Annotated in this window: 25 protein-coding genes; 6 read left to right on the top strand and 19 right to left on the bottom strand. The window is 65.4% G+C overall.

What is annotated here, in order from left to right; all coding sequences use genetic code 11:
* Positions 1 to 68: 68 nt before the first annotated feature.
* From MRB47_RS01635 to MRB47_RS01585, 11 genes are all read right to left on the bottom strand, one after another.
* Positions 69 to 1,748 (bottom strand): ATP-dependent DNA ligase, encoded by a 1,680-nt coding sequence (locus MRB47_RS01635; protein WP_252101719.1) that lies wholly within the window; start codon positions 1,746 to 1,748, stop codon positions 69 to 71.
* Positions 1,748 to 2,848 (bottom strand): ligase-associated DNA damage response exonuclease, encoded by a 1,101-nt coding sequence (locus MRB47_RS01630; protein WP_252101718.1) that lies wholly within the window; start codon positions 2,846 to 2,848, stop codon positions 1,748 to 1,750. Before MRB47_RS01630 ends, MRB47_RS01635 begins: the two co-directional genes overlap by 1 nt.
* A gap of 129 nt (positions 2,849 to 2,977) precedes the next feature.
* The gene (locus MRB47_RS01625; RefSeq protein ID WP_011803773.1) at positions 2,978 to 3,394 is read right to left on the bottom strand and encodes a F0F1 ATP synthase subunit epsilon; all 417 of its coding nucleotides are present in this window, start codon (positions 3,392 to 3,394) and stop codon (positions 2,978 to 2,980) included.
* 75 nt (positions 3,395 to 3,469) lie between these two features.
* Positions 3,470 to 4,876, bottom strand: a complete 1,407-nt coding sequence (gene atpD / locus MRB47_RS01620) for a F0F1 ATP synthase subunit beta (RefSeq protein ID WP_012655377.1) — start codon at positions 4,874 to 4,876, stop codon at positions 3,470 to 3,472.
* Positions 4,877 to 4,918: 42 nt separating this feature from the next.
* Positions 4,919 to 5,785, bottom strand: coding sequence for a F0F1 ATP synthase subunit gamma (gene atpG, locus MRB47_RS01615; protein WP_011803771.1), 867 nt, complete (start codon positions 5,783 to 5,785; stop codon positions 4,919 to 4,921).
* 18 nt (positions 5,786 to 5,803) lie between these two features.
* Positions 5,804 to 7,363, bottom strand: a complete 1,560-nt coding sequence (atpA, locus tag MRB47_RS01610; protein WP_011803770.1) for a F0F1 ATP synthase subunit alpha — start codon at positions 7,361 to 7,363, stop codon at positions 5,804 to 5,806.
* 46 nt (positions 7,364 to 7,409) lie between these two features.
* Positions 7,410 to 7,952, bottom strand: coding sequence for a F0F1 ATP synthase subunit delta (locus MRB47_RS01605; protein WP_252101717.1), 543 nt, complete (start codon positions 7,950 to 7,952; stop codon positions 7,410 to 7,412).
* 11 nt (positions 7,953 to 7,963) lie between these two features.
* A complete protein-coding gene (locus MRB47_RS01600; RefSeq protein WP_012655376.1) occupies positions 7,964 to 8,434 on the bottom strand; it encodes a F0F1 ATP synthase subunit B in 471 nt (156 codons plus the stop codon).
* 35 nt (positions 8,435 to 8,469) lie between these two features.
* Positions 8,470 to 8,718 carry a F0F1 ATP synthase subunit C gene (atpE, locus tag MRB47_RS01595; protein ID WP_011803767.1) on the bottom strand — a complete coding sequence of 83 codons (249 nt, stop codon included), beginning with the start codon at positions 8,716 to 8,718 and terminating at the stop codon, positions 8,470 to 8,472.
* Between the two features lie 51 nt (positions 8,719 to 8,769).
* Positions 8,770 to 9,633: a F0F1 ATP synthase subunit A gene (gene atpB, locus MRB47_RS01590; protein WP_012655375.1), complete on the bottom strand. Its 864-nt coding sequence runs from the start codon at positions 9,631 to 9,633 to the stop codon at positions 8,770 to 8,772.
* Positions 9,634 to 9,655: 22 nt separating this feature from the next.
* Positions 9,656 to 10,144, bottom strand: coding sequence for an ATP synthase subunit I (locus MRB47_RS01585; protein ID WP_252101716.1), 489 nt, complete (start codon positions 10,142 to 10,144; stop codon positions 9,656 to 9,658).
* Between the two features lie 239 nt (positions 10,145 to 10,383).
* Between MRB47_RS01585 and MRB47_RS01580 the strand changes: the two genes are divergently transcribed.
* The 3 genes from MRB47_RS01580 to lipA are packed head-to-tail and all read left to right on the top strand — an operon-like array spanning position 10,384 to position 12,382.
* Positions 10,384 to 10,680: a YbeD family protein gene (locus MRB47_RS01580; RefSeq protein WP_088887827.1), complete on the top strand. Its 297-nt coding sequence runs from the start codon at positions 10,384 to 10,386 to the stop codon at positions 10,678 to 10,680.
* A gap of 11 nt (positions 10,681 to 10,691) precedes the next feature.
* Positions 10,692 to 11,384 carry a lipoyl(octanoyl) transferase LipB gene (gene lipB, locus MRB47_RS01575; RefSeq protein ID WP_252101715.1) on the top strand — a complete coding sequence of 231 codons (693 nt, stop codon included), beginning with the start codon at positions 10,692 to 10,694 and terminating at the stop codon, positions 11,382 to 11,384.
* A gap of 17 nt (positions 11,385 to 11,401) precedes the next feature.
* The gene (gene lipA, locus MRB47_RS01570; RefSeq protein ID WP_011803762.1) at positions 11,402 to 12,382 is read left to right on the top strand and encodes a lipoyl synthase; all 981 of its coding nucleotides are present in this window, start codon (positions 11,402 to 11,404) and stop codon (positions 12,380 to 12,382) included.
* A 71-nt stretch (positions 12,383 to 12,453) separates the two neighbouring features.
* Here the strand turns inward: lipA and ptsP are convergent, their stop codons facing one another.
* The 5 genes from ptsP to MRB47_RS01545 are packed head-to-tail and all read right to left on the bottom strand — an operon-like array spanning position 12,454 to position 16,724.
* A complete protein-coding gene (ptsP, locus tag MRB47_RS01565) occupies positions 12,454 to 14,223 on the bottom strand; it encodes a phosphoenolpyruvate--protein phosphotransferase (RefSeq protein WP_252101714.1) in 1,770 nt (589 codons plus the stop codon).
* A gap of 18 nt (positions 14,224 to 14,241) precedes the next feature.
* The gene (locus MRB47_RS01560) at positions 14,242 to 14,511 is read right to left on the bottom strand and encodes an HPr family phosphocarrier protein (RefSeq protein ID WP_011803760.1); all 270 of its coding nucleotides are present in this window, start codon (positions 14,509 to 14,511) and stop codon (positions 14,242 to 14,244) included.
* A complete protein-coding gene (locus tag MRB47_RS01555; RefSeq protein WP_011803759.1) occupies positions 14,480 to 14,929 on the bottom strand; it encodes a PTS sugar transporter subunit IIA in 450 nt (149 codons plus the stop codon). Before MRB47_RS01555 ends, MRB47_RS01560 begins: the two co-directional genes overlap by 32 nt.
* The gene (locus tag MRB47_RS01550; protein WP_047349365.1) at positions 14,926 to 16,164 is read right to left on the bottom strand and encodes an MFS transporter; all 1,239 of its coding nucleotides are present in this window, start codon (positions 16,162 to 16,164) and stop codon (positions 14,926 to 14,928) included. The genes MRB47_RS01555 and MRB47_RS01550 overlap by 4 nt, the downstream gene beginning before the upstream one ends.
* Positions 16,161 to 16,724 (bottom strand): hypothetical protein, encoded by a 564-nt coding sequence (locus MRB47_RS01545; protein ID WP_012655368.1) that lies wholly within the window; start codon positions 16,722 to 16,724, stop codon positions 16,161 to 16,163. The genes MRB47_RS01550 and MRB47_RS01545 overlap by 4 nt, the downstream gene beginning before the upstream one ends.
* A 253-nt stretch (positions 16,725 to 16,977) precedes the next feature.
* On the opposite strand from MRB47_RS01545, the gene MRB47_RS01540 reads away from it, so the two are divergent.
* The gene (locus MRB47_RS01540) at positions 16,978 to 17,481 is read left to right on the top strand and encodes a TlpA disulfide reductase family protein (RefSeq protein ID WP_011803756.1); all 504 of its coding nucleotides are present in this window, start codon (positions 16,978 to 16,980) and stop codon (positions 17,479 to 17,481) included.
* Between the two features lie 95 nt (positions 17,482 to 17,576).
* Here the strand turns inward: MRB47_RS01540 and MRB47_RS01535 are convergent, their stop codons facing one another.
* Positions 17,577 to 18,038, bottom strand: coding sequence for a c-type cytochrome (locus MRB47_RS01535; protein WP_012655367.1), 462 nt, complete (start codon positions 18,036 to 18,038; stop codon positions 17,577 to 17,579).
* A gap of 180 nt (positions 18,039 to 18,218) precedes the next feature.
* Between MRB47_RS01535 and MRB47_RS01530 the strand changes: the two genes are divergently transcribed.
* Both MRB47_RS01530 and MRB47_RS01525 read left to right on the top strand, forming a co-directional pair.
* A complete protein-coding gene (locus tag MRB47_RS01530; protein WP_012655366.1) occupies positions 18,219 to 18,887 on the top strand; it encodes a cytochrome b/b6 domain-containing protein in 669 nt (222 codons plus the stop codon).
* A 42-nt stretch (positions 18,888 to 18,929) separates the two neighbouring features.
* Positions 18,930 to 19,445 carry a GNAT family N-acetyltransferase gene (locus tag MRB47_RS01525; protein WP_252101713.1) on the top strand — a complete coding sequence of 172 codons (516 nt, stop codon included), beginning with the start codon at positions 18,930 to 18,932 and terminating at the stop codon, positions 19,443 to 19,445.
* 143 nt (positions 19,446 to 19,588) lie between these two features.
* Here the strand turns inward: MRB47_RS01525 and MRB47_RS01520 are convergent, their stop codons facing one another.
* Both MRB47_RS01520 and MRB47_RS01515 read right to left on the bottom strand, forming a co-directional pair.
* Positions 19,589 to 20,095 carry a peroxiredoxin gene (locus MRB47_RS01520; protein ID WP_041835851.1) on the bottom strand — a complete coding sequence of 169 codons (507 nt, stop codon included), beginning with the start codon at positions 20,093 to 20,095 and terminating at the stop codon, positions 19,589 to 19,591.
* 600 nt (positions 20,096 to 20,695) lie between these two features.
* Positions 20,696 to 22,603, bottom strand: coding sequence for a hypothetical protein (locus tag MRB47_RS01515; RefSeq protein WP_252100595.1), 1,908 nt, complete (start codon positions 22,601 to 22,603; stop codon positions 20,696 to 20,698).
* Positions 22,604 to 22,680: the final 77 nt, after the last annotated feature.

The raw sequence follows: 22,680 nt of genomic DNA, 5'->3' as shown, positions 1-22,680 counted from the left end.
TTCGAGAGAAAATCGCCTGCAGCGCCCGCCCATCCAGCGCCAACAGCTCTTGTATTCATAGCACCAGATCATGGCGTAGCAGGCAACAGCGCTGCCAGCGTATCCAGCGAATCAGCCTCGTCCACCGGCTTGTCTTCACGCCAGCGCAGCATGCGCGGGAAGCGCACGGCGATGCCGCTCTTGTGCCGCGCGCTGCGCGCTATGCCCTCAAAGCCCAGCTCGAACACCAGCGTGGGCCGCACGCTGCGCACCGGGCCGAAGCTCTCCACCGTGGTCTTGCGGATGATGGCGTCCACCCGCGCCATCTCGGCATCGGTGAGGCCCGAATACGCCTTGGCAAACGGCACCAGAGTGCGCCCCTGGGTGCCCTGCGGCGCACTCCACACGGCGAACGTGTAGTCGCTGTACAGGCTGGCGCGGCGCCCGTGGCCGCGCTGCGCATAGATGAGCACGGCGTCCACGCTCATCGGGTCGATCTTCCACTTCCACCAGATGCCCACGTCCCGGGTGCGGCCCACACCATAGTGCGCCGTGCGCCCTTTGAGCATCATGCCCTCCACGCCCAGGGCACGCGCGCTGTCCCGCAGGCGGGCCAGTTCGGCCCAGCTCTGTCCCGGCAGCACCGGGCTGGGCACCAGCGCCGGGTGGTCGACGCGCGCCAGCAGCGCGTCCAGCCGCGCGCGCCGCGCCTGCAGCGGCAGGCCTCGCAGGTCCTGGCCGTGTTCCTCCAGCAGATCGTAGGCCAATAGCACCACGGGCACCTCGCGCAGCAGCTTGGCGCCCAGCGACTTGCGGCCGATGCGCTTTTGCAGGTCGGCAAACGGGCGCGGCTGCGCCGGCGCATCCGCTCGCGCTGGCTGCCAGACGACGATCTCGCCGTCGAGCACCGTGCCGTCGGGCAGGGCTTCGTCGCCCAGCGCCTGCAGCTCGGGGAAGCGATCGGTCACCAGCTCCTCCCCGCGCGACCACAGCCAAATGGCGCCCCCACGCCGCACGAGCTGGGCGCGGATGCCGTCCCACTTCCATTCCACGATCCAGTCCGCCGGCGGGCCGAGCGCGCCCTCAAACTGCGCCACCGGCAGCTGCAGCGGGTGCGCCAGAAAGAAGGGATAGGGATGGCCCTGGGCCTCCGCAGCCTGCGCGCCCGCACTGTCTCCCTCGGGCGCCACGAGGCGCTGGTAGTCAGCCGCCCCGGGCTGCGCGCCCACGTGGGTGTAGCCCATGAGGCGCTGTGCGATGCGCTTGGCGTCCACGCCGCTCACGGCCGCGAGCGCCTGCGTGACCTGCAAGCGCGACACGCCCACGCGGAAGGCCCCCGTGATGAGCTTGAAGTACACCAGCCGCTCCTCGGGCGCCAGCCGCGCCCATTGCGCACCCAGTCGTTCAGCCTGGGTGTCGGGCGCCAGGCCGCGCAGCGGCAAGAGGTGTTCGCGCATCCATGCGGCCAGCCCCAGGGCGTGCGCCTGCGTGGGCGGGGGCAACAGCAGTGCGATGGTCTCGGCCAGATCGCCCACAGCCTCGTAGCTTTCGTCGAACAGCCATTCCGGCAACCCCGCCGCCTCGCGCGCCACCGCGCGCAGCAGCTTGGTGGGCACGAGTTGGCGTGGTTTGCCACCCGCGAGGAAGTAGACGGCCCAGGCGGCATCCTCGGGTGGCGCACCCCGCAGATAGTTGCGCAGCGCGGCCTGCTTGGCGAGGCTGGACGTGCTGGCATCCAACGCCTGGTAGAGCGCGGCAAAGGCCTGCATCAGGAGGTGCCTCCGGCCGCGTCGCCTGCGTCGCCTTCCGGTGCAGTGGGCGCTGCAGTTGGCGCGTCGGTCGGCGCGGCCTCGTCCTCGTCGCCGTATTCGGTGGCGAAAGCCTGGGCATCCAGCCCTTGCTCGCGCAGCCAGCGCACCATGACGGCCACGCTGCCGTGGGTGACGAACACGCGCTCGGCCCCCGTGGCGGCAATCGCCTGCTGCAGGCCCGGCCAGTCTGCGTGATCGGAGAGCACGAAACCACGATCTACCCCGCGGCGGCGACGCGTGCCGCGCAGCTGCATCCAGCCGCTGGCAAAAGCATCGGCGTGGCGTGGGAAGCGGCGCATCCATGGAGTGCCTTGCGCCGAGGGCGGCGCCAGCACCAGCGCGGTCTCGCGCGTCGCGGCGTCCAGTGACGCGTCGGTGGCCCCCTGCGTGGGCGGCAGGCGCACGCCGGCGGCGCGGTAAGCGGCATTGAGGGGCTCCACCGCGCCATGCATGAGCAGCGGACCAATGCTGGCATCTACGCCATGCAGGATGCGCTGGGCCTTGCCGAACGCGTAGCAAAACAGCACCGAAGGGCGGCGCAGGGCCGCGTTGGAACGCCACCAGTCGTTGATCTGGGCCTGCAGGACGGCCTGTGCGGGCCAACGGTAGATGGGCAGGCCGAAGGTGGATTCGGTGATGAACGTGTCGCAGCGCACGGGCTCGAACGGCGCGCAGGTGCCGTCGGCCTCCAGCTTGTAGTCACCTGAGGCCACCCACACGCGACCGCCCCGCTCCAGCCGCACCTGGGCCGAGCCCAGCACATGGCCCGCAGGGTGCAATGAGATGCGCACGCCGTTGTGGTGCAGGGGTTCGCCGTAGGCCAGCGTCTGCAAAGCGATGTCTGCCCCCAGCCGACCGCGCAGGATACCCGCGCTGTGCTCGTGCGCCAGGTAGTGTCCGTGTCCGCGCCGCGCGTGGTCGCCATGGCCATGGGTGATGACGGCCCGGTCCACCGGCCGCCAGGGGTCGATGTAAAAGCCACCGGGTGGGCAATACAGCCCTTCGGGGCGCGCTACCACCAGGTCGTCTGCCGCAGTCTCTGCCAAAGGGTTGACCATGGCCCATGCTAGCGCCGCGTTGGGCCTGGCTGGCGTCGGACGGCGCCGATGGACGAGCGCCATAGCGGGCCCACCATAACGACAAAAGCCGCCCGAAGGCGGCTTTTGCGATGGAAGGCGACCAGTCGATCAGCGCTTCTGGCGGAACTTGCGCAGCGCGGCAATCTGCGCTGCCATCACGGCCAGCTCGGACTGGGCGCGGGCCAGATCGATCTCGCTCTTGGCGTTCTTCAGGGCTTCCTCGGCCGCAGCCTTGGCTTCCTGCGCCTTCTGATCGTCCAGGTCACGGCCACGGATGGCGGTGTCGGACAGCACGGTCACGCAGTCGGGCTGCACTTCCAGAATGCCACCGGCCACGAAAACGAACTCTTCATTGCCGTCAGGCAATTCGATGCGCACCGAACCCGGCTTGATGCGGGTGATGAGTGGCGTGTGGCGCGGATAGATGCCCAATTCGCCCGCTTCGCCGGGCAGCGCGACGAAGCGCGCCTCGCCGGAGAAGATGGACTCTTCGGCACTGACCACATCAACATGGATGGTGTTCATCTTTGCTCCTAGAAAAAGGGAATGGCAAGCCTGTGGGACTCACGAGGGCCGGACACGGGGCCGGCCTTCGGACCATCAGGCCACCTTCTTCGCCTTTTCGAAGGCTTCGTCGATGGTGCCAACCATGTAGAAGGCCTGCTCGGGCAGGTGGTCGCATTCGCCAGCCACGATCATCTTGAAGCCGCGGATGGTCTCGGACAGCGGCACGTACTTGCCAGGCGAGCCCGTGAACACCTCGGCCACGTGGAACGGCTGCGACAGGAAACGCTGGATCTTGCGGGCACGGGCCACGACCAGCTTGTCCTCGGGGGCCAGCTCGTCCATACCCAGAATGGCGATGATGTCGCGCAGTTCCTTGTAGCGCTGCAGGGTACCCTGCACTTGGCGGGCCACTTGGTAGTGCTCTTCACCCACGACCTGCGGGTCCAGCTGGCGGCTGGTGGAGTCCAGCGGGTCCACGGCAGGGTAGATACCCAGAGCGGCGATGTCACGCGACAGCACCACGGTGGAGTCCAGGTGGGCGAAGGTGGTGGCGGGCGACGGGTCGGTCAAGTCGTCGGCAGGCACGTACACGGCCTGAATGGACGTGATGGACCCGACCTTGGTCGAGGTAATACGCTCTTGCAGACGGCCCATTTCCTCGGCCAGCGTCGGCTGGTAGCCCACGGCGGAAGGCATCCGGCCCAGCAGAGCGGACACTTCGGTACCGGCCAGCGTGTAACGGTAGATGTTGTCCACGAAGAACAGCACGTCGCGGCCTTCGTCGCGGAAGGATTCGGCGATGGTCAGGCCGGTCAGGGCCACGCGCAGACGGTTGCCCGGGGGCTCGTTCATCTGGCCGTAAACCATGGCCACCTTGGACTCGCCCAGGTTCTCCAGATTCACGACGCCGGAGTCGGCCATCTCGTGGTAGAAGTCGTTGCCCTCGCGGGTACGCTCACCCACGCCAGCGAACACGGACAGACCCGAGTGCGCCTTGGCGATGTTGTTGATGAGCTCCATCATGTTCACGGTCTTGCCCACGCCGGCACCACCGAACAGGCCCACCTTGCCGCCCTTGGCGAACGGGCACACCAGGTCGATCACCTTGATGCCGGTCTCGAGCAGTTCCTGCGAAGGGCTCAGCTCGTCATAAGCAGGGGCCTTGCGGTGGATGGAAGCCGTCAGGCTCTGGTCCACGGGGCCGCGCTCGTCGATGGGGTTGCCCAGCACGTCCATGATGCGGCCCAGCGTGGCCTTGCCCACGGGCACGGTGATGGGGTTGCCGGTGTTCGTGACCATCAGGCCACGCTTGAGGCCGTCCGAAGAACCGAGCGCAATGGTACGCACCACGCCGTCGCCCAGCTGCTGCTGCACTTCCAGCGTCAGGGGCGAGCCCTCGAGCTTCAGGGCGTCATACACCTTGGGCATCTGGTCGCGCGGGAACTCCACGTCCACCACGGCGCCGATACATTGAACAATCTTGCCTTGCACTTGAGCCATTTGATTTGCTCCAAAAATTTAAACCGAGACCCGGAGGCGGCGTCAGACTGCCGCGGCACCTGCAACGATCTCCGAAAGTTCTTTCGTGATCGCCGCTTGGCGCGTCTTGTTGTAGACCAGCTTGAGCTCGTTGATGACGTTACCGGCGTTGTCGGTGGCGGCCTTCATGGCCACCATGCGCGCGGACTGCTCCGAGGCCATGTTCTCTGCCACTGCCTGGTAGATCAGCGACTCGACATAGCGCACCAGCAGTTCATCGATCACGCTCTGCGCGTCAGGCTCGTAGATGTAATCCCAACCATGGCCGGTCTTCTGGGCCTGCATTTGCTCGGACGACAGGGGCAGCAACTGCTCCACCACCGATTCCTGCTTCATGGTGTTGATGAACTTGGTGTAGCTGAGGTACACCGCGTTGATCTTGCCTTCCGCGTAAGCATCCAGCAGCACCTTCACCGGTCCGATCAGCTTGTCCAGGTGCGGCGTATCGCCCAGCCCGGTGGCATGCGCCACGACCTTGGCCCCCACGCGGTTGAGGAAGCCCAACCCCTTGTTGCCAATAGCCACCGACTGCACATCGACACCCGTAGACTGCAGTTCGCGCAGCTTGGTGGTGACGGCGCGCAGCACGTTGGTGTTCATGCCTCCGCACAGGCCCTTGTCGGTCGTCACGACAATGATGCCAGCCGCCTTCGCATCGTTCGCCTTCATGAAAGGGTGCACGTACTCAGGGTTGGCCTCGCCGAGGTGGGCGGCAATGTTGCGCACCTTCTCGGCATAGGGTCGGGCGGCACGCATGCGGTCTTGCGCCTTGCGCATCTTGGACGCGGCCACCATTTCCATGGCCTTGGTGATCTTCTTGGTGTTTTCCACCGATTTGATCTTGCCGCGTATTTCCTTACCTGCTGCCATGATGGTTCCTCGTCCGATTTAAACGAACGACTTCTTGAACGCCGTGATGGCTTGCGTCAGTTCGGCCTCGTCCTTGCCTTCCTTGTCGAACGCGCGGTTCTGCTGCAGGCGGTCCAGCAGCGCACCGTGGCTCGTCTTCAGGTACTGGTGCAGGCCGGCTTCGAAGGCCAGCACCTTCTTCACGTCCACGTCGTCCAGGAAGCCCTTGTTCACCGTGAAGAGCGTCGCGCCCATCAGGGCCGTGCTCAGCGGGCTGTACTGGGGCTGCTTGAGCAGTTCCGTCACGCGAGCGCCGCGATCCAGCTGCTTGCGCGTGGCTTCGTCCAGGTCGGAGGCGAACTGCGCGAACGCCGCGAGTTCACGGTACTGGGCCAGGTCGGTACGGATACCGCCGGACAGGCCCTTGATCAGCTTGGTCTGGGCGGCACCACCCACGCGCGACACCGAGATACCGGCGTTGATGGCGGGGCGGATACCAGCGTTGAACAGGCTGGTTTCCAGGAAGATCTGACCGTCGGTGATCGAGATCACGTTGGTTGGAACGAAGGCAGACACGTCGCCGGCCTGGGTTTCGATCACGGGCAGTGCGGTCAGCGAACCCGTCTTGCCCTTGACCTCGCCCTTGGTGAAGGCTTCCACATAGTCGGCATTCACACGGGCTGCACGCTCCAGCAAGCGGCTGTGGAGATAGAACACGTCGCCGGGGAAGGCTTCGCGGCCTGGCGGGCGGCGCAGCAGCAGCGAAACCTGGCGGTAGGCCACAGCTTGCTTGGACAGGTCGTCGTACACGATCAGCGCGTCCTCGCCACGGTCGCGGAAGTATTCGCCCATCGTGCAGCCGGAGTAGGCCGACACGTACTGCATGGCGGCGGACTCGGAAGCCGAAGCCGCCACGACGATGGTGTATTCCATGGCGCCGGCCTGTTCCAGAGCGCGCACCACGTTCTTGATCGACGATGCCTTCTGGCCAATGGCGACGTAGATACACGTCACGCCCTGACCCTTCTGGTTGATGATGGCGTCGATGGCCACTGCCGTCTTGCCGGTCTGGCGGTCGCCGATGATCAGCTCACGCTGGCCACGGCCGATTGGCACCATGGAGTCGATGGACTTCAGGCCGGTTTGCAGCGGCTGGTCCACGGACTGGCGCGCGATCACGCCGGGAGCGACCTTCTCGATCACGTCCGTCATCTTGGCGTTGATCGGACCCTTGCCGTCGATCGGCTGGCCGAGAGCGTTCACCACGCGGCCGATCAGTTCCGGGCCCACCGGCACTTCCAGAATGCGGCCCGTGCACTTCACGGTATCGCCTTCAGAAATGTGTTCGTACTCGCCCAGAATCACAGCGCCAACGGAGTCGCGCTCGAGGTTCAGGGCCAGGCCGAAGGAGGGCTGACCGTCTGCCGCAGCAGGGAATTCGAGCATTTCGCCCTGCATCACGTCCGACAGGCCGTGGACGCGCACGATACCGTCGGTCACGGACACCACGGTGCCCTGGTTGCGGATGTCGCTGCTGGCTGCCAGACCTTCGATGCGGCTCTTGATCAGTTCAGAAATTTCTGCGGGATTGAGTTGCATGACTCTTTCCTTCTTTCTTGGGGGTATAGCCGAGACCTCACGCCCATCAGGCGGTGAGGGCAGCTTTCATTTGTTCCAGACGGGCTTTGACGGAAGTGTCGAGCACCTCGTCGCCCACCACCACGCGCACGCCGCCGATCAGGGTCTCATCCAACTGCACGGAGAGATTGAGCTTGCGACCGAAGCGCTTTTCAAGCGTGGCACCCACATCGGTCAGAGCGCCCGCATCCAGCGGGAAGGCGCTGTACACCACAGCATCCGAAGTGCCGTGGCTGCGATTGACCAGCGTACGGAACTGGGCCGCGATTTCAGGCAGCGCCTGCACGCGCCCGTTGTCGATCACGGTACGCAGGAAGTTTTTGGCCAGGTCAGGCAACGCCGAGCGGGCCACGCCCACGATGACGTCGAACACCTGCTCGCCCGTCACCTTGGGGTTGTCCGCCAGTTGGCGCAATTGGGGATTGGCGGCAATCGCCGCCAGCTCGTCCACCCAGGCTGTGGCGCCATTCAGGTCCACACCGCCTTGGTCGGTGCAGGCCTTGTACAGCGCCTCGGCGTAAGGGCGGGCAATGGTGGCGAGTTCAGCCATTGAATGCTCCCTTACAGCTCGGTCTTCAGACGGTTCAGCAGATCGGCATGAACGCCGGCATTGACTTCCTTGCGGAGAATCTGCTCAGCCCCTTTGACGGCCAGGGCCGCCACCTGCTCGCGCAGGGCTTCACGTGCCTGGATCGCTTGCTGCTCGGCCTCCGCACGGGCAGCAGCGACGATCTTGTTGCCTTCGTCGTTGGCGCGCGCCTTGGCCTCTTCGATGATGGCCTGTGCGCGGCGCTCAGCGTCGGCTAAGCGTGTCGCGGTTTCGTTGCTGGCGGCAGCCAGTTCCTGCTTCACACGCTGGTCGGCAGCAGCAAGCTCGGTCTTGGCACGATCGGCAGCTGCGAGACCATCGGCGATTTTCTGGGCTCGCTCATCCAGCGCCTTCGCGATCGGGGGCCACACGAACTTCATCGTGAACAGCACCAGGATCAGGAAAACAATGGCCTGAACGAACAGGGTCGCGTTGATACTCACGGCAACACCTTTCTTTCTAGGGCGTTGACGGAGGCTTAGGCCAGAACGAAGGGGTTGGCGAAAGCGAACAGCAGAGCGATGGCCACGCCGATCAGGAAGGCGGCGTCGATCAGACCTGCCAAGATGAACATCTTGGTTTGCAGTTCGTTGATCAGCTCAGGCTGGCGTGCGGAGGATTCCAGGAACTTGCCACCCATCAGGGCAATACCGATCGAAGCGCCGATAGCGCCGAGGCCCACGATCAGACCACAAGCCAGAGCGACGAGACCGAGAATGTTTTCCATGATGACTCCTAGGATGAAAAGAAAGGAAGGTTGAGAAAGGAAACGAAAGGATCAGTGAGCTTCATGCGCCTGGCCGAGATAAATCAGCGTCAGCATCATGAAAATGAAGGCCTGCAGGGTGATGATCAGGATGTGGAAGATCGCCCAGATAGAGCCCGCAATGATGTGCCCCACGGGGAGCAACACACCAGAGAGCGACATAGCCGCTGCGCCACCCATCAGGGCAATCAGCATGAACACCAACTCACCAGCGTACATGTTGCCGAACAGTCGCATGCCATGCGACACGGTCTTGGCAACGTATTCAATGATCTGCATGAGCAGATTGACCACGCCCAGGATCAGGGCGAAAACGGGGTTCTTGCTGGTACCGAAGGGCGCGGTCACCAGTTCATGCGCCCAGCCGCCCATTCCCTTGATCTTGATGCTGTACACGAAGCACAGGATCAGCACGGCGCTGGACAAACCCAGGGTGGTGGACAGGTCGGCGGTGGGAACGACGCGCAGGTAGGCATGCGAGTCACCTGTGGCGCCCTGCCAGAGCACGGGCAGCAGGTCCACCGGCAGCAGGTCCATGGCGTTCATCAGGAAAATCCAGACGAACACGGTGAGCGCCAGAGGTGCAATGAACTTACGGCTTTGCGCGTTGTGGATATTGGCCTTGGCTTGGTTGTCCACCATCTCGACCAGCATCTCGACAGCCGCCTGGAAGCGGCCTGGCACACCGGAAGTGGCCGTGCGGGCAGCGAGCCACATGACGAACAGACCCAAAACACCCAAGATCACGCTGACGGCAACGGAATCGAGGTTGACAACCGAGAAGTCGATGATGGACTTCTGCTTGATGTTCTGGAGATGCTGCAGGTGGTGAACGATGTATTCACTTGCAGTCGGGGCGTGCGCATCTGCGGCCATCGGACAACTCTTCTCTCAAATATCAATCGGTTCGTCGGACACCAGGCCGCGCCAGCAGCGCGATCCAGTACGTTTTCATCGTTACCACCATGCCGACCAGCAACGCCAGCCAGCTGAGCCCCGGCACTACCCGGGGCGCCGCCGCCAACATGGCGACGGTCAATGCAATCTTGACCAACTCCCAACCCAGAAGCCCGACCATCGCAGCACCAGCCGTGGAGCGCCTGCGCGCCATGCCACGGGCAAACAGCGCCGCCGGCACCACGACGGACAGAGCCCCATACCCGGCGGACCATGCCACCGACAGCCTGCCCGTCAGCCACCATGCCAGCAGGGCCACTACCGCCCCCACCGCCGCCTGGCCCCAGACAATGCGCCAGACCGACAACGCCGGATGGCGTAACCGCCACTCCTGCGCCTCTTGTGCAGTCAGGGGCTTGAAGTCGGAATCCTCAACCTCAGATTCAGTCTCGGAGGCGATTTTTTTATCGTTGGAAGACGCCTGCGCCACAGACCAAAACTTTCACAAAGCCCTTGATTATAAGTAAAAACCCCGGCCGATCCACAATCGGTAACGGAACGCGGGTGGATCACTGCACATAGCCGCACCATTGTGGCAACGCGCCAACGCCCATTGTGGTGCAGCGCGGCCACGGGGCTCGCCTAAAGCCACAGCGAACCGCGGGTATACCATCGCCACCCGCTTGGGGCGCCCCTTCCCTTCGACCCCTCCGGCCTTGAAAGAGCCTAATGACGACGCCCAACCAGCCCTCTTCCGCCGATCCTCGCAAGGACTCGTTGATCGAATATCCGTCCCGCTTTCCCATCAAGGTCATGGGAGCAAACGTGAACGGGTTCGTGCATGCCGTCACCGAGGTTGCGCGCCGCTTCGACCCCGACTTCGACGCTTCCACCATCGAGTTGCGCGACAGCCGCGCGGGCAACTACCTGGGCGTGACCATCACCGTGACTGCCACCAGCCGGGAGCAGCTCGATGATCTGTACCGGGCCCTGACCTCGCACCCGATGGTCAAGGTCGTGCTCTGAACGTCCGCACCATGGAGTTGCGCATGCTGGGCCGGGTGGACTACCCGGCCACGGTGGCCGCCATGCAGCGCTTCACGGAGGAGCGCACTGACGAGACGCCCGACGAGCTGTGGATTTGTGAGCACCCCGCGGTGTACACACAGGGCCTGGCCGGCAAGAGCGACCACGTCCTCTCGCCCGGCGGCATCCCCGTCGTTGCCACCAACCGCGGCGGGCAGGTGACGCACCATGGCCCCGGCCAGGTCGTGGCCTATCCGCTCATCGATCTGCGCCGTGCAGGCTACTACGTCAAGGAATACGTGTACCGCATTGAGGAAGCCGTGATCCGCACGCTGGGCCACTACGGCGTGACGGGCCACCGCGTGGCCGGCGCGCCCGGCATCTACGTGCGCCTGGATGATCCGCGCGGCCACAGCATGCTGCCGCAGCGTCCGCAAAAACGTGCCCACGCCGATGGCCCACCCCAGCCGGACTTCACCGGCTTGGGCAAGATCGCCGCGCTGGGCATCAAGGTCGCGCGCCACTGCACCTACCACGGTGTGGCGCTGAACGTCGCCATGGACCTGGAACCCTTCTCCCGCATCAACCCTTGCGGTTACGCAGGTTTGCAAACGGTGGACCTTTCTACAATCGGCGTCCACATCCCCTGGGACGATGCCGCGGCCATGCTGGGCCAACAGCTCGCACGCCGCCTCGCGCCCTGACCTCTCCCTCAGCAGCCATGAGCACTCCCGACGTCGTGCGCGAAGCGCAGTCCACCGAAGCCTACAACCCGCTGGCCAAGCAGAAGGCCGCGGCCAAGCTGTCGCGCATCCCGATCAAGGTCGAGCAGGGCGAGGTGCTCAAGAAGCCCGAGTGGATCCGCGTGAAGGCAGGCAGTCCCACCACGCGCTTTTACGAGATCAAGAACATCCTGCGCGAGCACAAGCTGCACACGGTGTGCGAGGAAGCCAGCTGCCCCAACATCGGCGAATGCTTTGGCAGGGGCACGGCCACGTTCATGATCATGGGCGACAAGTGCACGCGCCGCTGCCCGTTCTGCGACGTGGGCCACGGCCGCCCCGACCCGCTGGACAAAGACGAGCCGCTGAACCTCGCCAAGACGATTGCCGCGCTGCGCCTGAAGTACGTGGTCATCACCAGCGTGGACCGCGACGATCTGCGCGACGGCGGCTCGGGCCACTTCGTGGAGTGCATCCAGCGTACCCGCGAACTCTCGCCCAGCACGCAGATCGAGATCCTCACGCCCGACTTCCGCGGCCGCGACGACCGTGCGCTCGAAATCCTCAAGGCCGCGCCCCCGGACGTGATGAACCACAACCTGGAAACCGTGCCGCGCCTGTACAAGGAAGCACGCCCCGGCTCCGACTACCAGTTCAGCCTCAACCTGCTCAAGAAGTTCAAGCAACTGCACCCCGGCGTGCCCACCAAGAGCGGCCTGATGGTAGGCCTGGGCGAGACGGACGAGGAGATCCTGGAAGTCATGCGCGACATGCGCGCCCATGGCATCGAGATGCTGACCATCGGCCAGTACCTCGCCCCCAGCAACAGCCACCTGCCGGTGCGCCGCTACGTGCACCCCGACACCTTCAAGATGTTCGAGGAAGAAGCCTACAAGATGGGCTTCAGCCACGCCGCCGTGGGTGCCATGGTGCGCTCCAGCTACCACGCCGACCAGCAGGCGCACGCCGCTGGCGTTTGACTCGGAATACAAGTCAAATCGGCCTCTAGGCCAATACTGACAAGCGCCAGCAGCTATTATTTAAATAGCGATCAGGGCGCTTGCAACGACGCAGCCGGATCGTCCGCATCCAACAGTTGCTGCGCCCACTCGCCCAGCTTGCGCGCGTCGGCGCGCAGCACCTCCTGCTTGACGGCCAGGATCTGCGCCGGCTGCATCGAGAAGCTGCGCAGGCCCAGGCCCAGCAGCAGCCGGGTCATGGCGACATCGCCCGCCATCTCGCCGCACACGCTCACGCTCTTGCCCTGGCGCGCGCCCTCCGCGATCACGTCGGCCACCAGCCGCAGCACGGCCGGGTGCAGCGGGTCGTACAGGTGGGCCACGGCCTCGTCCGCGCGGTCGATGGCCAGCGCGTACTGGATCAGGTCGTTGGTGCCGATCGAGAGAAAGTCGAAGTAGCGCAGGAACTGGCGCACTATGAGCGCCGCAGCCGGCACCTCGATCATGGCGCCCAGCTGCACCGCACCGTAGGCAGCGCCGCGTGCGTCCAGCTCGGCGCGCGCCAGGTCCACCTGGGCCAGCGTCTGCCGGATCTCGCTCACATGCGCGAGCATGGGGAACAGCAGCCGCACCGGGCCGTGTGCCGCCGCGCGCAGCACCGCGCGCAGCTGGGTGCGGAACATGGCCGGATCGGCCAGGCTCCAGCGAATGGCGCGCAGGCCCAGCGCCGGGTTGAGCGAACTGTCCTTGTGCCCTTTGTCCAGCGGCTTGTCGGCGCCCACATCGACGGTGCGGATGGTCACGGGCAGGCCCTGCATGCCCTCCACCGCCTCCCGGTAGGCGCGGTACTGCTCCTCCTCATCCGGCAGGCGGCCGCTGCGGCCCATGAACAAAAATTCGCTGCGAAACAACCCCACGCCCGCCGCGCCTGCGCGCAACGCGGCACCCGCATCACCGGGCTGCTCGATGTTGGCCAGCAGCTCAATGGCCTGCGCATCCAGCGTGACGGCCGGCGTGTGGCGCAGCCGCATGAGGCGCTCGCGCTCCAGCGTGATCTGGCGCTGGCGAAAGCCGTATTCCGCCAGGATGATCGGCGTGGGGTCGACGATGACCACGCCGGCATCGCCGTCGATGATGACCCAGTCGTCCTGTCGCACCAACTGGCTGGCGCTGCGCGCGCCCACCACGGCGGGGATGTCCATGCTGCGCGCCACGATGGCCGTGTGGCTGGTCTTGCCCCCCACGTCGGTCACGAAGCCGGCGAACACGCTCTGCTTGAACTGCAGCATGTCGGCCGGCGACAAATCGTGCGCCACCAGCACCAGCGGCGCATCGGCCGCGCCGCCCAGCAGGAACTCCGCCTCCGCACCCGCCTCGGCCTGGCGGCGGGGGGCGGAGGGCGGCGGCGCGACGGGGCTGGCCACGCCGCGCATGTGGCGCAGGATGCGCTCCACCACCTGCTCCAGGTCGGCCTTGCGCTCGCGCAGGTAGTCGTCCTCCATTTCGTCGAACTGGCGGCTGATGATCTCCAGCTGCGTGGTCAGCGCCCACTCGGCGTTGTAGAGGCGGTCGGTGATCCAGTGCTTGACGCCGTTGACCAGCATCTCGTCCTGCAGCAGCATCAGATGCACGTCCAACAGCGCGGCCAGCTCGGGCGGCGCGTCGTGCGGCATGTCGGCCTGCAGGCGCTGCAGCTCCTCGGCCACCGCGTCCCGTCCGCGGCGCGCACGCAGGATCTCGGCCTCAACCTGGCCGGGCTCGATGAAGTAGTGCACCACCTCCATGCGGCTGGATACCGCGAGCACCGCCCGCCCGATGGCGATGCCGCGCGCGACAGCCAGACCGTGGATGGAGAAGGTCATGCGTGCCTCGCCTGCGGTTTATTCGCCCTCGCCGAACTTGCCATCGATGAGCGCGACAAGCGCATCCATGGCTTCCTGCTCCTGCGCGCCATCGGTCTCGATCTCGACCTCGGACCCCATGCCCGCCGCCAGCATCATCACTCCCATGATGCTTTTGGCATTGATGCGACGCTCTCCCTTGCGCATCCAGACGTCGCAGGGAAAACTGCCCGCCATCTTGGTGAGCTTGGCGGAGGCGCGGGCATGCAGGCCCAGCTTATTGCTGATGGTGATGTTCTTCTTGATCATGAGACGGACGTCGGTTTTGATTCTGCGGCGCGGCCGCGCCCACCTGCATCACGCCCTGCGTGCCACCCACGAGGGCGCGTGCCACCAGCGCATCCAGCGGCTCGCTACGGTAGCTCACGGCGCGCAGCAGCATGGGCAGGTTCACGCCCGCCACCAGGCGGGACTGCAGGCCGTCCACCAGCCGCTGGGCCACGTTGCAGGGCGTGGCGCCGAACAGGTCGCTCAGCACCAGCACCGAGGCCTCGCCCTGCTGCTCCATCAGCGCGCGGGCGGCCGACAGCGTGGCCTCGGGGGCCTCATGGGGCGGCACGTCCAGCGCCAGCACCTCCTGCCAGCAGTCGGGGAACACGTGCAGCGCGCATTCACGCAGCGCATGGGCCAAAGGGGCGTGGGCGATGATGAGAAGGCGCGTATTCATGGGGTACTGCAGTGCAGTGCATTATCACCGTGCCCGCGCCGCGCCATGAACCATGCATAGGCTCCCGCCGTGCAGGCCAGGTGCAGCGCCATGGCGGCCCGGTAGGCGCGCGCCATGTCCAGCCCGGCGGCCACGAACGCGTCCACCGCCAGGCCAATACCCCATTGCACGGCAAACACCCCCGCAAAGATCACCAGGTTGTACGCCGACAGCGCGCGCCCCGCCAGCGCCTGCGGGAACGCCAATGCCACCGCGGGCTGCGACAGCGCCACGCTGGTGCATGACACGCAATACAGCGCCCAGGCCGCGGCGCCCGCACGTCCGCCCGCCAACACAATGCCCGCCAGCACCAGCAGTGACAGCGGCAAACTCGCGGCCATCACCGGGTCGGCCCCGCCCACGCGGCGCAGCAACCACGGGCTGGCCATGCCCCAGGTCCAGAAGGTGAGCAGCATGCTCACATTGATCCAGAACAGCCCGGTGGCGGCCTGCAACGGCGTATAGCCGGCCACGTGCTGCATCCAGGGCGCGGCCCACAGCGTCTGCACCGCGACCATGCCGCCATAGCAGAAGAAGCCCAGCGGCGCCGTGCGCAGGAAGTACGGATGGCGCCACACCTGTGCATAGCCCGTTTCTACGCCTGCTCCCGACTCTGCCGGCGCCTGCGGCCAGCGCGGCACGCCCAGCGCCAGCAGCGCCATGGCCAGCACGATGAGCGCCGCCAGCCCCCAGAACAACGGGCGCCACCCTGCCAGTGGCAGCAGCCACTGCACCGGCAGCGTGGACGCCACCATGCCCAGCGAACCGGTCATCAGCATCCAGGAGTTGGCGCGCAGCTGCGCACCAGGCTCCAGCCAGCGCCGGAACCCCGTGAGCGGAGCCATCAGGCAGGCGCTGACGCCCGCGCCGCACAGCATGCGCCCCGCAAGCAGCCCCGAGAAGCCCGTGGCCCAGGAGAACACCAGGCACCCCGCCACCGCCACGCCCAGAAAGCCGAGCAGCACCGTGCGCGGGCCGTGACGATCCAGCCACCGGCCCAGCGGCAGTTGCGTGAGCGCGAAACCCAGGAAGTAGCCACCCGCCAGCAGCCCCAGGTCGCGCGCATGCAACTGGAACTCGGCCTCCAGTGTGGGCGCCAGAGTGGCGGTGATCGCGCGCAGCAGCGCCGAGATGAAGTAGGTGAACGCAAAGGCCAAGAAGACGACCACGGCCGTGCGCCGCGTGAGCACGCTCATGGCTGCAGCGCCAGGCTGGCGAAGAAGGTGTCAGCCGCCGTGGCCGTCGTGCGGCGCGGCGCATAGACCGCCGCGTGGTACAGACGTGCCTGGCCGCCCTCCAGGCGCGCGAACCACACGGCATCGACGGTGACGGCCGAGCCGCCGGGCGCCTGGCCCTGCGCCTGCAGCCGCACCGACTGCGGCACAGCCAGCGCGCGCGTGGGCACGAAGGCGACGGGTGCAGCCGGCTGCGAAGCGCGCATGCCGGCCTGTACGGCCGCCTGCCAGCGCGCCAGCATCGCCCCGGCCTGCGCCGCTTCGGCCAGCGGCATGTGGGATACGGCGAAGGTGGCGCCATCGGCCTCGCAGCCAACCATGGCGAGCGGCACGGCACCCGTGCCCAGGTCCACGGGCCGGCTCGCATACTCGGGCTTGCAGGGCAGCGTCAGCGCCAGGCCGGCGTCGGGCAAGGTGACGCTGCGCCAATTCAGCGCAGGGCTGCAGGCGGCCAGCGCCAGCATGCTGGCCGCGAAGGCCAGGGTCAGGAGACGGCGCGCGCCGGCAGGAGCAAGGGTCATGTGCCTGATTATTCCCAGCGCCGCCCTGGCTGGCTGCTGGCGGTTGCCCCTCTAGACGGCGCACGGTATGGGCCCCAGGGCTTTGCGCTGGCGCAAACTGCGCGCTCGCGGCCGGCCGTCCGGTGAACTTACCGCCTTGCTGGCAATCCCATGGTGGCGAGTGCTGGAACGCCCCGCGCGGCACAATCCCGTACCTATCGCATCAAACACACGAACGGCCACCCGAACGGCGGCCCACACGGAGTACCTGGTTATGCAGATCAAGAAATGGCTGGCGGCGGGCGCCCTGGTGGCGGGCGCTGCCGTGGGCGCCGTGGTGGTGCTGGGCTCGGGCACGTCCCAGGCACCGCAGTCCACGTTCGTTCTGCTCGACGGTTCGCAGCAGACCACCGCCGACCTCAAGGGCAAGGTGGCGCTGGTGAACTTCTGGGCCACCAGCTGCACCACCTGCGTGGCGGAGATGCCCGAGATCGTCGCGACCTACGACAAGTACAAAGGCCAGGGCTTCGAGACGCTGGCCGTGGCCATGAGCTACGACCCGCCGAGCTACGTGGTCAACTTCACCGAAACGCGCAAGCTGCCGTTCAAGGTGGCCATCGACAACACCGGCGCCGTGGCCAAGGCCTGGGGCGACGTGAAGCTCACCCCCACCACGTACATCGTCAACAAGCGCGGAGAGATCGTGAAGAGCTACATCGGCGCACCCGATTTCGAGGAGCTGCACAAGCTCATCGAACGCCTGCTGGCCGAAGCCTGAAGCACCTTTCTTCAGAAAGAAGGCCGATTTCCTGAACGAAATCGGCCTTTCGCGCTTATGCAGCAAGCGCTAGCAGCTACTAGTTCAATAGCGCATCAACGTGCGCGGTAGGCGTCGTGGCACGCCTTGCAGGAATTGGCCGCCGGGCCGAACGCGGCCTTCAGGTTGTCCAGGCTGCCCGTCTTGGCGGCGGCGGCCAGCTTGGCGGCCTCGGCCTGGAACTTGTCGGCATGCTCCTGGAACTTGGCCTGTTCGGTCCACACGCCGGGCTTGGCCTTGGTGGGAGCGCCCTTGTCCGTGCCGGGGCCGAAGCCGGCCCACGGCAAAGCGGCCAGGGCGGCGACGGTATCGGCATTCTCTTGCGCAGCCTTCGCGTCGAACGGCACGCGGCCATTGGCCATTGCGCCGATGCGGCCGAAATGCTGTCCCATCACAAACAGCGCACCCTGGCGGTACTTGATGGCGTCTTCTGGCTTGGCGAACTGGGCAGCGGCGGGCAGCGACACCAGCGTGGCGGCTGCTGCGGTGGCGGCAAGAGCGAGGGCTTTGATTGGCATGGAATGCACCTTGTCGTGGGGAAGGGAATGGCTGCGGCGACGGCTGGACGCCCTGCGCCGGCGCGCAGTATGGCGCGGCCGCATGACGCCATGGCCGCAAGCGCCCGAAGGGCAGTCGGATATAGCCCGCCGGGGGCACGCTGGGCACAATAGCCGCGTCCTCCGCTCCCCCGCTTCACCATGCCGCACACCGTACGCATCTGGGATTTGCCGACCCGGCTGTTCCACTGGTCGCTCGCCGTGACCACCGTCGCCCTGGTCGTCACCGCCAAGCTGGGCGGCAACGCCATGCAGTGGCATCTGCGGCTGGGCTACGTGATGCTGGCGCTGCTGGCCTTTCGCCTGGCCTGGGGCCTGGTGGGCGGACGCTGGTCGCGTTTTGCGAGCTTCCTGCCCACACCCGCGCGCCTGCGCAGCCACTTCGCCAACCAGGAAGGCAAGGTGACCAGCCCCGGCCATTCGCCGCTGGGCGCACTGTCGGTCTTTGCCCTGCTGGCGGTGCTGCTGGCCCAGGTAGGCACCGGCCTGCTGAGCGACGACGAGATCGCCTTCGCCGGTCCGCTCACGCGTTTCGTTTCTGGCGAGTGGGTATCGCAGGCCACTTGGTATCACAAGGACGTGGGCCAATTCCTGCTGTTGGGGCTCGTCGCGCTGCACCTGGCGGCGATTGTTTTCTACGCCCTGGTGCGCCGTCAGGCCCTGGTGGGCGCCATGGTGCACGGCGATCGTCAACTGCCCGGGGCCACACCCGCGTCGCGCGACGATGCGCTCAGCCGCGCAGGGGCGGCCCTTGTGGCGGCTCTGAGCGCGCTGCTGGCCTGGTGGGTCGCCAGCCTGGGGGCTTTTTGAGTGCCCACAGCGGTGCGGCTACACTGGCCCCTGCCTTTTTCCATGCCGGATTCTTTCTGCACAGTGGACCATTCCCCTGACGTTACGCTGCTGAGCCCCGCCCTGCCCCACGAGATGCACGTGGTGCGCGACATCTTCCAGGAATATGCCGACACCCTGGACGTGGACCTGTCGTTCCAGAACTTTGCGCAGGAACTCGCCACCCTGCCGGGCGAATACGCGCAGCCGCGCGGCCATATCCTGCTGGCCGAAGTGGAGGGCAGCATTGCAGGGTGCTGCGCCCTGCGGCCGCTGGACACCGCCGACTACCCCAACGCCTGCGAGATGAAGCGCCTGTACGTGCGCAAGGCGTTCCGCGGCTTCGGCCTGGGGCGGCAGTTGGCCGAGGCCATGCTGGACCAGGCACGGCAGGCCGGCTATGCCTGCGTGTTGCTGGACACGCTGGACGGCATGGAATCGGCGCGTGCGCTGTATTCCGAACTGGGCTTCGAGGAAATACCGCCGTACTACCACAACCCCCTGCCGGGTTCGCACTACCTGAAAGCGGAAATTTACTAGCCTTTTTGGCCTCTAGCGCCTATGTAGAAAGCGTTGACAGCTATCTAAATAATAGCAAAACCGCCCACATCTCGCGATGGGGCGGCGTTTCGCCTGCGGCGTGGTGCCAGCACCGGAGCCCTCCGATGCCAGCGCCAGCAGCCTCAGCCCTTGGCCTGGCCGAGCAGCGTAGCGGCGTCGCTCACCTCGAACTTGCCCGGCGCCTCAACGTTCAGTGCAACCACCTTGCCGTCCTTGACCAGCATGGAATAGCGGTTGCTGCGCAGGCCCAGGCCCTTGCCATTCAGGTCCAGCGTCAAACCGGTGGCCTTGGCGAAGGCGGCGTCGCCGTCCGCCAGCATGCGCACCTTGCCATCGGTCTTCTGGTCGCGCGCCCAGGCGCCCATCACGAAGGCATCGTTCACCGACAGGCACCAGATCTCGTCCACGCCGGCAGCCTTCAGGGCGCCCGCCTGCTCCACGTAGCCGGGAACGTGCTTGGCCGAGCAGGTGGGCGTGAAGGCGCCCGGCACCGCGAACAGCGCAATCGTCTTGCCCGCGGCGGCCTTTTGCACATCCACCGGGTTCGGGCCGAGGCTGCAGCCATTGCCCTCGACTTCCGAGTACTCCATCAGTGTGATGGCGGGCAGCGTGTCGCCGACTTGGATCATGAGAATCTCCTTGCTGGGTTGGAGGGCCCAAGCAGGATCTGCGGGCCCCAAAAAGAAAAACGACCCACATTGTCTAGCCGTTCCGTTAAGGTGTTGCTAAGCCCTTGATTCAAGCCCCTCTGCTTCGGCACGAGGGGCTTCGTTTCTTTGGTCGCTATAAGGGACATGCTGAATTTCAAGCCCCTTTCCCTAGGCGTCGCGCTCGTGTGTGCCGCCAGCTTCCTCACTGCCTGCAACGACGAGCCCGCTCCGGACTTCAGGGGCAGCACTCCCGTGGCATACGGCAATCGGACTGTCTCTCTGAGCGTTGAGGCTTGGCGAGACAATGGCAGCCAGCCTTGTCGTGTCCTTATCAGAGGCGCTGAAGTAACAAATTGGGTCAAACCAACCGGTATTCTGCCGCGGATGACCCTAGCCCCGGCAGTAGTGCTGGCCTGCACAGGGCGGAGCCCGTACCTTTCCTCGGTGAGCGGCGAGGGTGAAGGGGGTGTAGCCGAATGGGAAGAGTCCTCGGGGCCTGAATCGGGAGCCCCCCTCTCTGTCTACCAAGTGCGAGTGAGCTCCCTGACTGCGGACCAAGCTCACCTCGAACTACGGGTCCTACGCGGCAAGTGACTCGCTTGCGTGAGCCACGGGGCCGGAGGGCTTGAGCGACCGAGCGGCAGGCGCGCGGCGTCTTTCGGGCGGTTCGGGAGTGAAATAGATGATGTCTTCGGGCGCTATGGGTCCGCGCGCCAGCCCCAGCCGCATTGCCGGCGTTTTCCCGTCCCGGCCAACCTCGCAGTAGTTGAAGTACGTCCGGAAGATGCCGAGCACCTTCACCAGGACTTCGGGGTTGTAGGCGCTCTTCCCGAACCAGAGACGTCGGTCGGTGTTGGCGCTGGCCACCGCGCGTTCTGCCAGCGTGAGGCCTCGCCGGACCTGCATAAAGAAGCGGTCGACAGCGGTAAGGGTGGCTTTCAGGTGCAGTAGCGCCTGGTGGCTAAGCTGGAGCCGACGCTTGTCCGGTTCGGTTTCGACCGGGTCGATATCGGTCAGCCAGCAAACGGATTTCTCAGGCTCACGCATCTCCGATATGGGATGGCGGAACCAGCGGTCCCCCCACTTGCCGATGGCAACCATGCGCGCCAGTTCTTCCTCGGCAGCCAGAAGTTCTGCAGCCTCAGGGGTTACCCCGTATTTCTCCGCTAAGCGCGCCAGACGCCGCTTGGTTGCACCAACCAGCGCGCGCTTCATGTCCACTGACATATCTTTGAGCACCTTGACATAGAAAGCGTCAGCCGTCCGGTCCAGAACCCTTTTCGGCACGGCCGTCAGAATGGCCGCACGTATGCCCGACTCCTGGTCTGTGAAGAAGCGAATCTTCTTGGCACGGCAGAGCAGTCGAGTGACAAGCTGGATGTGGGCGTACATCACCACTTGCTCATGCAGCAGCATGCCCTTTACGGGGGCACGGGATGAGTTCGCGGGGCCTTCACCATCTTCTATATCGGGGCGACCTAAGGCTGCGTCGTACGTCTCTTCGATGACCGATTCCATAGGCTTTCGGGAGGTACCTCCGCGAGGCGCCGCCCTCTCAGCCGCAGCATTCCAATCAGCCGGTAGCCAGACTCTCGCGTAGCGGCGAAACGCTCTGGCAAGTGCATGGTCGCCAAAGCGAACCATGTCCTTCTCTACGTCAGCAGAGTCCAGCGCAGGGTCAAAGTTGACGTTGACCCCGAACACATAGCCCGTAGCCTGGTCGGCCGTTGCAATGGACAGCAAAAGTGTGTTCTTTCGCACCTTCTTAGAGTGCCAGTTCACCACCAGCTTTTGCCGGTCAACCGACAGATATCTTGAGCCTAGGTCGTCGCGTCCCATGAGGGTTCGCTCACGCTCGCCGGCGAACATCTGGGCCTGCTCATAGAGGAAGTCGATGCGGTCGTATAGCTGGCTGGGGGAGATATCGAGGACCTTGATGATGCGCCGCAGCGGCATGGCGTTCATCAGATGCACCAAGATATCGCGATTGGAGTGACTGCGACGTTGGCGCTTGGTTGACCGGCCGCCGAAGGAGAACGCCTTCTTGCAGCCGACACACTTGAACCGGGGAGTTCCGTGGGCGTTGGTGCCGAAGCGAGTCACATTCTCAAGGGATGGCGCCCCCTCCGATAGAGAGCAGGCCTCGTTCGGACACTGCGGGAGTACTGGTTCAAGGTACTCCGACATGCGCATAAGCTCCTCGGCAATCGCCAAGTTGCTCTGCATAGGGGTGATTTCCTCGCACAGGCGGCACTTCAGTGCCGGCTGGTCCTTACCGGTAGCGACCACGGTGTAGTCGCCTGGGCCAACGGAAGAAGCTGGAGTACCGGCCCCGCCTCGGGCAACCGCAAGCTTGGGCGGTACGCCGAAGTTACCGCACTTGGGGTTCTTGCAGTGATTGACTTGAATACCCGCCGCGGCCGGCGGAAATCTAGGCGGCCACTTAGTCGGCTTTACTGAAGTTGGATGAGATTTTTCCTTGGACAAAGAAACGCCCTAGTCGTTGACTAGGGCGGAATTTTGAGCCATTACAGCTTTCTTAGCAACACTTTAACAGAACGGCT

The sequence above is a fragment of the Diaphorobacter sp. LI3 genome, assembly GCF_022807955.1.
GTDB lineage: Bacteria > Pseudomonadota > Gammaproteobacteria > Burkholderiales > Burkholderiaceae_C > Diaphorobacter > Diaphorobacter nitroreducens.
Note: the sequence above shows the minus strand (reverse complement) of the source record. Positions and strands in the feature narration are given on the sequence as shown.

Coding starts and splice junctions, on each gene's coding strand:
- MRB47_RS01605 (WP_252101717.1), bottom strand. CDS start 7,952: ATGGCTGAACTCGCCACCATTGCCCGCCCTTACGCCGAGGCGCTGTAC.
- MRB47_RS01540 (WP_011803756.1), top strand. CDS start 16,978: ATGCAGATCAAGAAATGGCTGGCGGCGGGCGCCCTGGTGGCGGGCGCT.
- lipA (WP_011803762.1), top strand. CDS start 11,402: ATGAGCACTCCCGACGTCGTGCGCGAAGCGCAGTCCACCGAAGCCTAC.
- MRB47_RS01635 (WP_252101719.1), bottom strand. CDS start 1,748: ATGCAGGCCTTTGCCGCGCTCTACCAGGCGTTGGATGCCAGCACGTCC.
- atpE (WP_011803767.1), bottom strand. CDS start 8,718: ATGGAAAACATTCTCGGTCTCGTCGCTCTGGCTTGTGGTCTGATCGTG.
- atpD (WP_012655377.1), bottom strand. CDS start 4,876: ATGGCTCAAGTGCAAGGCAAGATTGTTCAATGTATCGGCGCCGTGGTG.
- MRB47_RS01580 (WP_088887827.1), top strand. CDS start 10,384: ATGACGACGCCCAACCAGCCCTCTTCCGCCGATCCTCGCAAGGACTCG.
- MRB47_RS01545 (WP_012655368.1), bottom strand. CDS start 16,724: ATGACCCTTGCTCCTGCCGGCGCGCGCCGTCTCCTGACCCTGGCCTTC.
- atpG (WP_011803771.1), bottom strand. CDS start 5,785: ATGGCAGCAGGTAAGGAAATACGCGGCAAGATCAAATCGGTGGAAAAC.
- lipB (WP_252101715.1), top strand. CDS start 10,692: ATGGAGTTGCGCATGCTGGGCCGGGTGGACTACCCGGCCACGGTGGCC.
- MRB47_RS01550 (WP_047349365.1), bottom strand. CDS start 16,164: ATGAGCGTGCTCACGCGGCGCACGGCCGTGGTCGTCTTCTTGGCCTTT.
- atpA (WP_011803770.1), bottom strand. CDS start 7,363: ATGCAACTCAATCCCGCAGAAATTTCTGAACTGATCAAGAGCCGCATC.
- ptsP (WP_252101714.1), bottom strand. CDS start 14,223: ATGACCTTCTCCATCCACGGTCTGGCTGTCGCGCGCGGCATCGCCATC.
- MRB47_RS01535 (WP_012655367.1), bottom strand. CDS start 18,038: ATGCCAATCAAAGCCCTCGCTCTTGCCGCCACCGCAGCAGCCGCCACG.
- MRB47_RS01530 (WP_012655366.1), top strand. CDS start 18,219: ATGCCGCACACCGTACGCATCTGGGATTTGCCGACCCGGCTGTTCCAC.
- MRB47_RS01520 (WP_041835851.1), bottom strand. CDS start 20,095: ATGATCCAAGTCGGCGACACGCTGCCCGCCATCACACTGATGGAGTAC.
- atpB (WP_012655375.1), bottom strand. CDS start 9,633: ATGGCCGCAGATGCGCACGCCCCGACTGCAAGTGAATACATCGTTCAC.
- MRB47_RS01630 (WP_252101718.1), bottom strand. CDS start 2,848: ATGGTCAACCCTTTGGCAGAGACTGCGGCAGACGACCTGGTGGTAGCG.
- MRB47_RS01555 (WP_011803759.1), bottom strand. CDS start 14,929: ATGAATACGCGCCTTCTCATCATCGCCCACGCCCCTTTGGCCCATGCG.
- MRB47_RS01525 (WP_252101713.1), top strand. CDS start 18,930: ATGCCGGATTCTTTCTGCACAGTGGACCATTCCCCTGACGTTACGCTG.
- MRB47_RS01625 (WP_011803773.1), bottom strand. CDS start 3,394: ATGAACACCATCCATGTTGATGTGGTCAGTGCCGAAGAGTCCATCTTC.
- MRB47_RS01560 (WP_011803760.1), bottom strand. CDS start 14,511: ATGATCAAGAAGAACATCACCATCAGCAATAAGCTGGGCCTGCATGCC.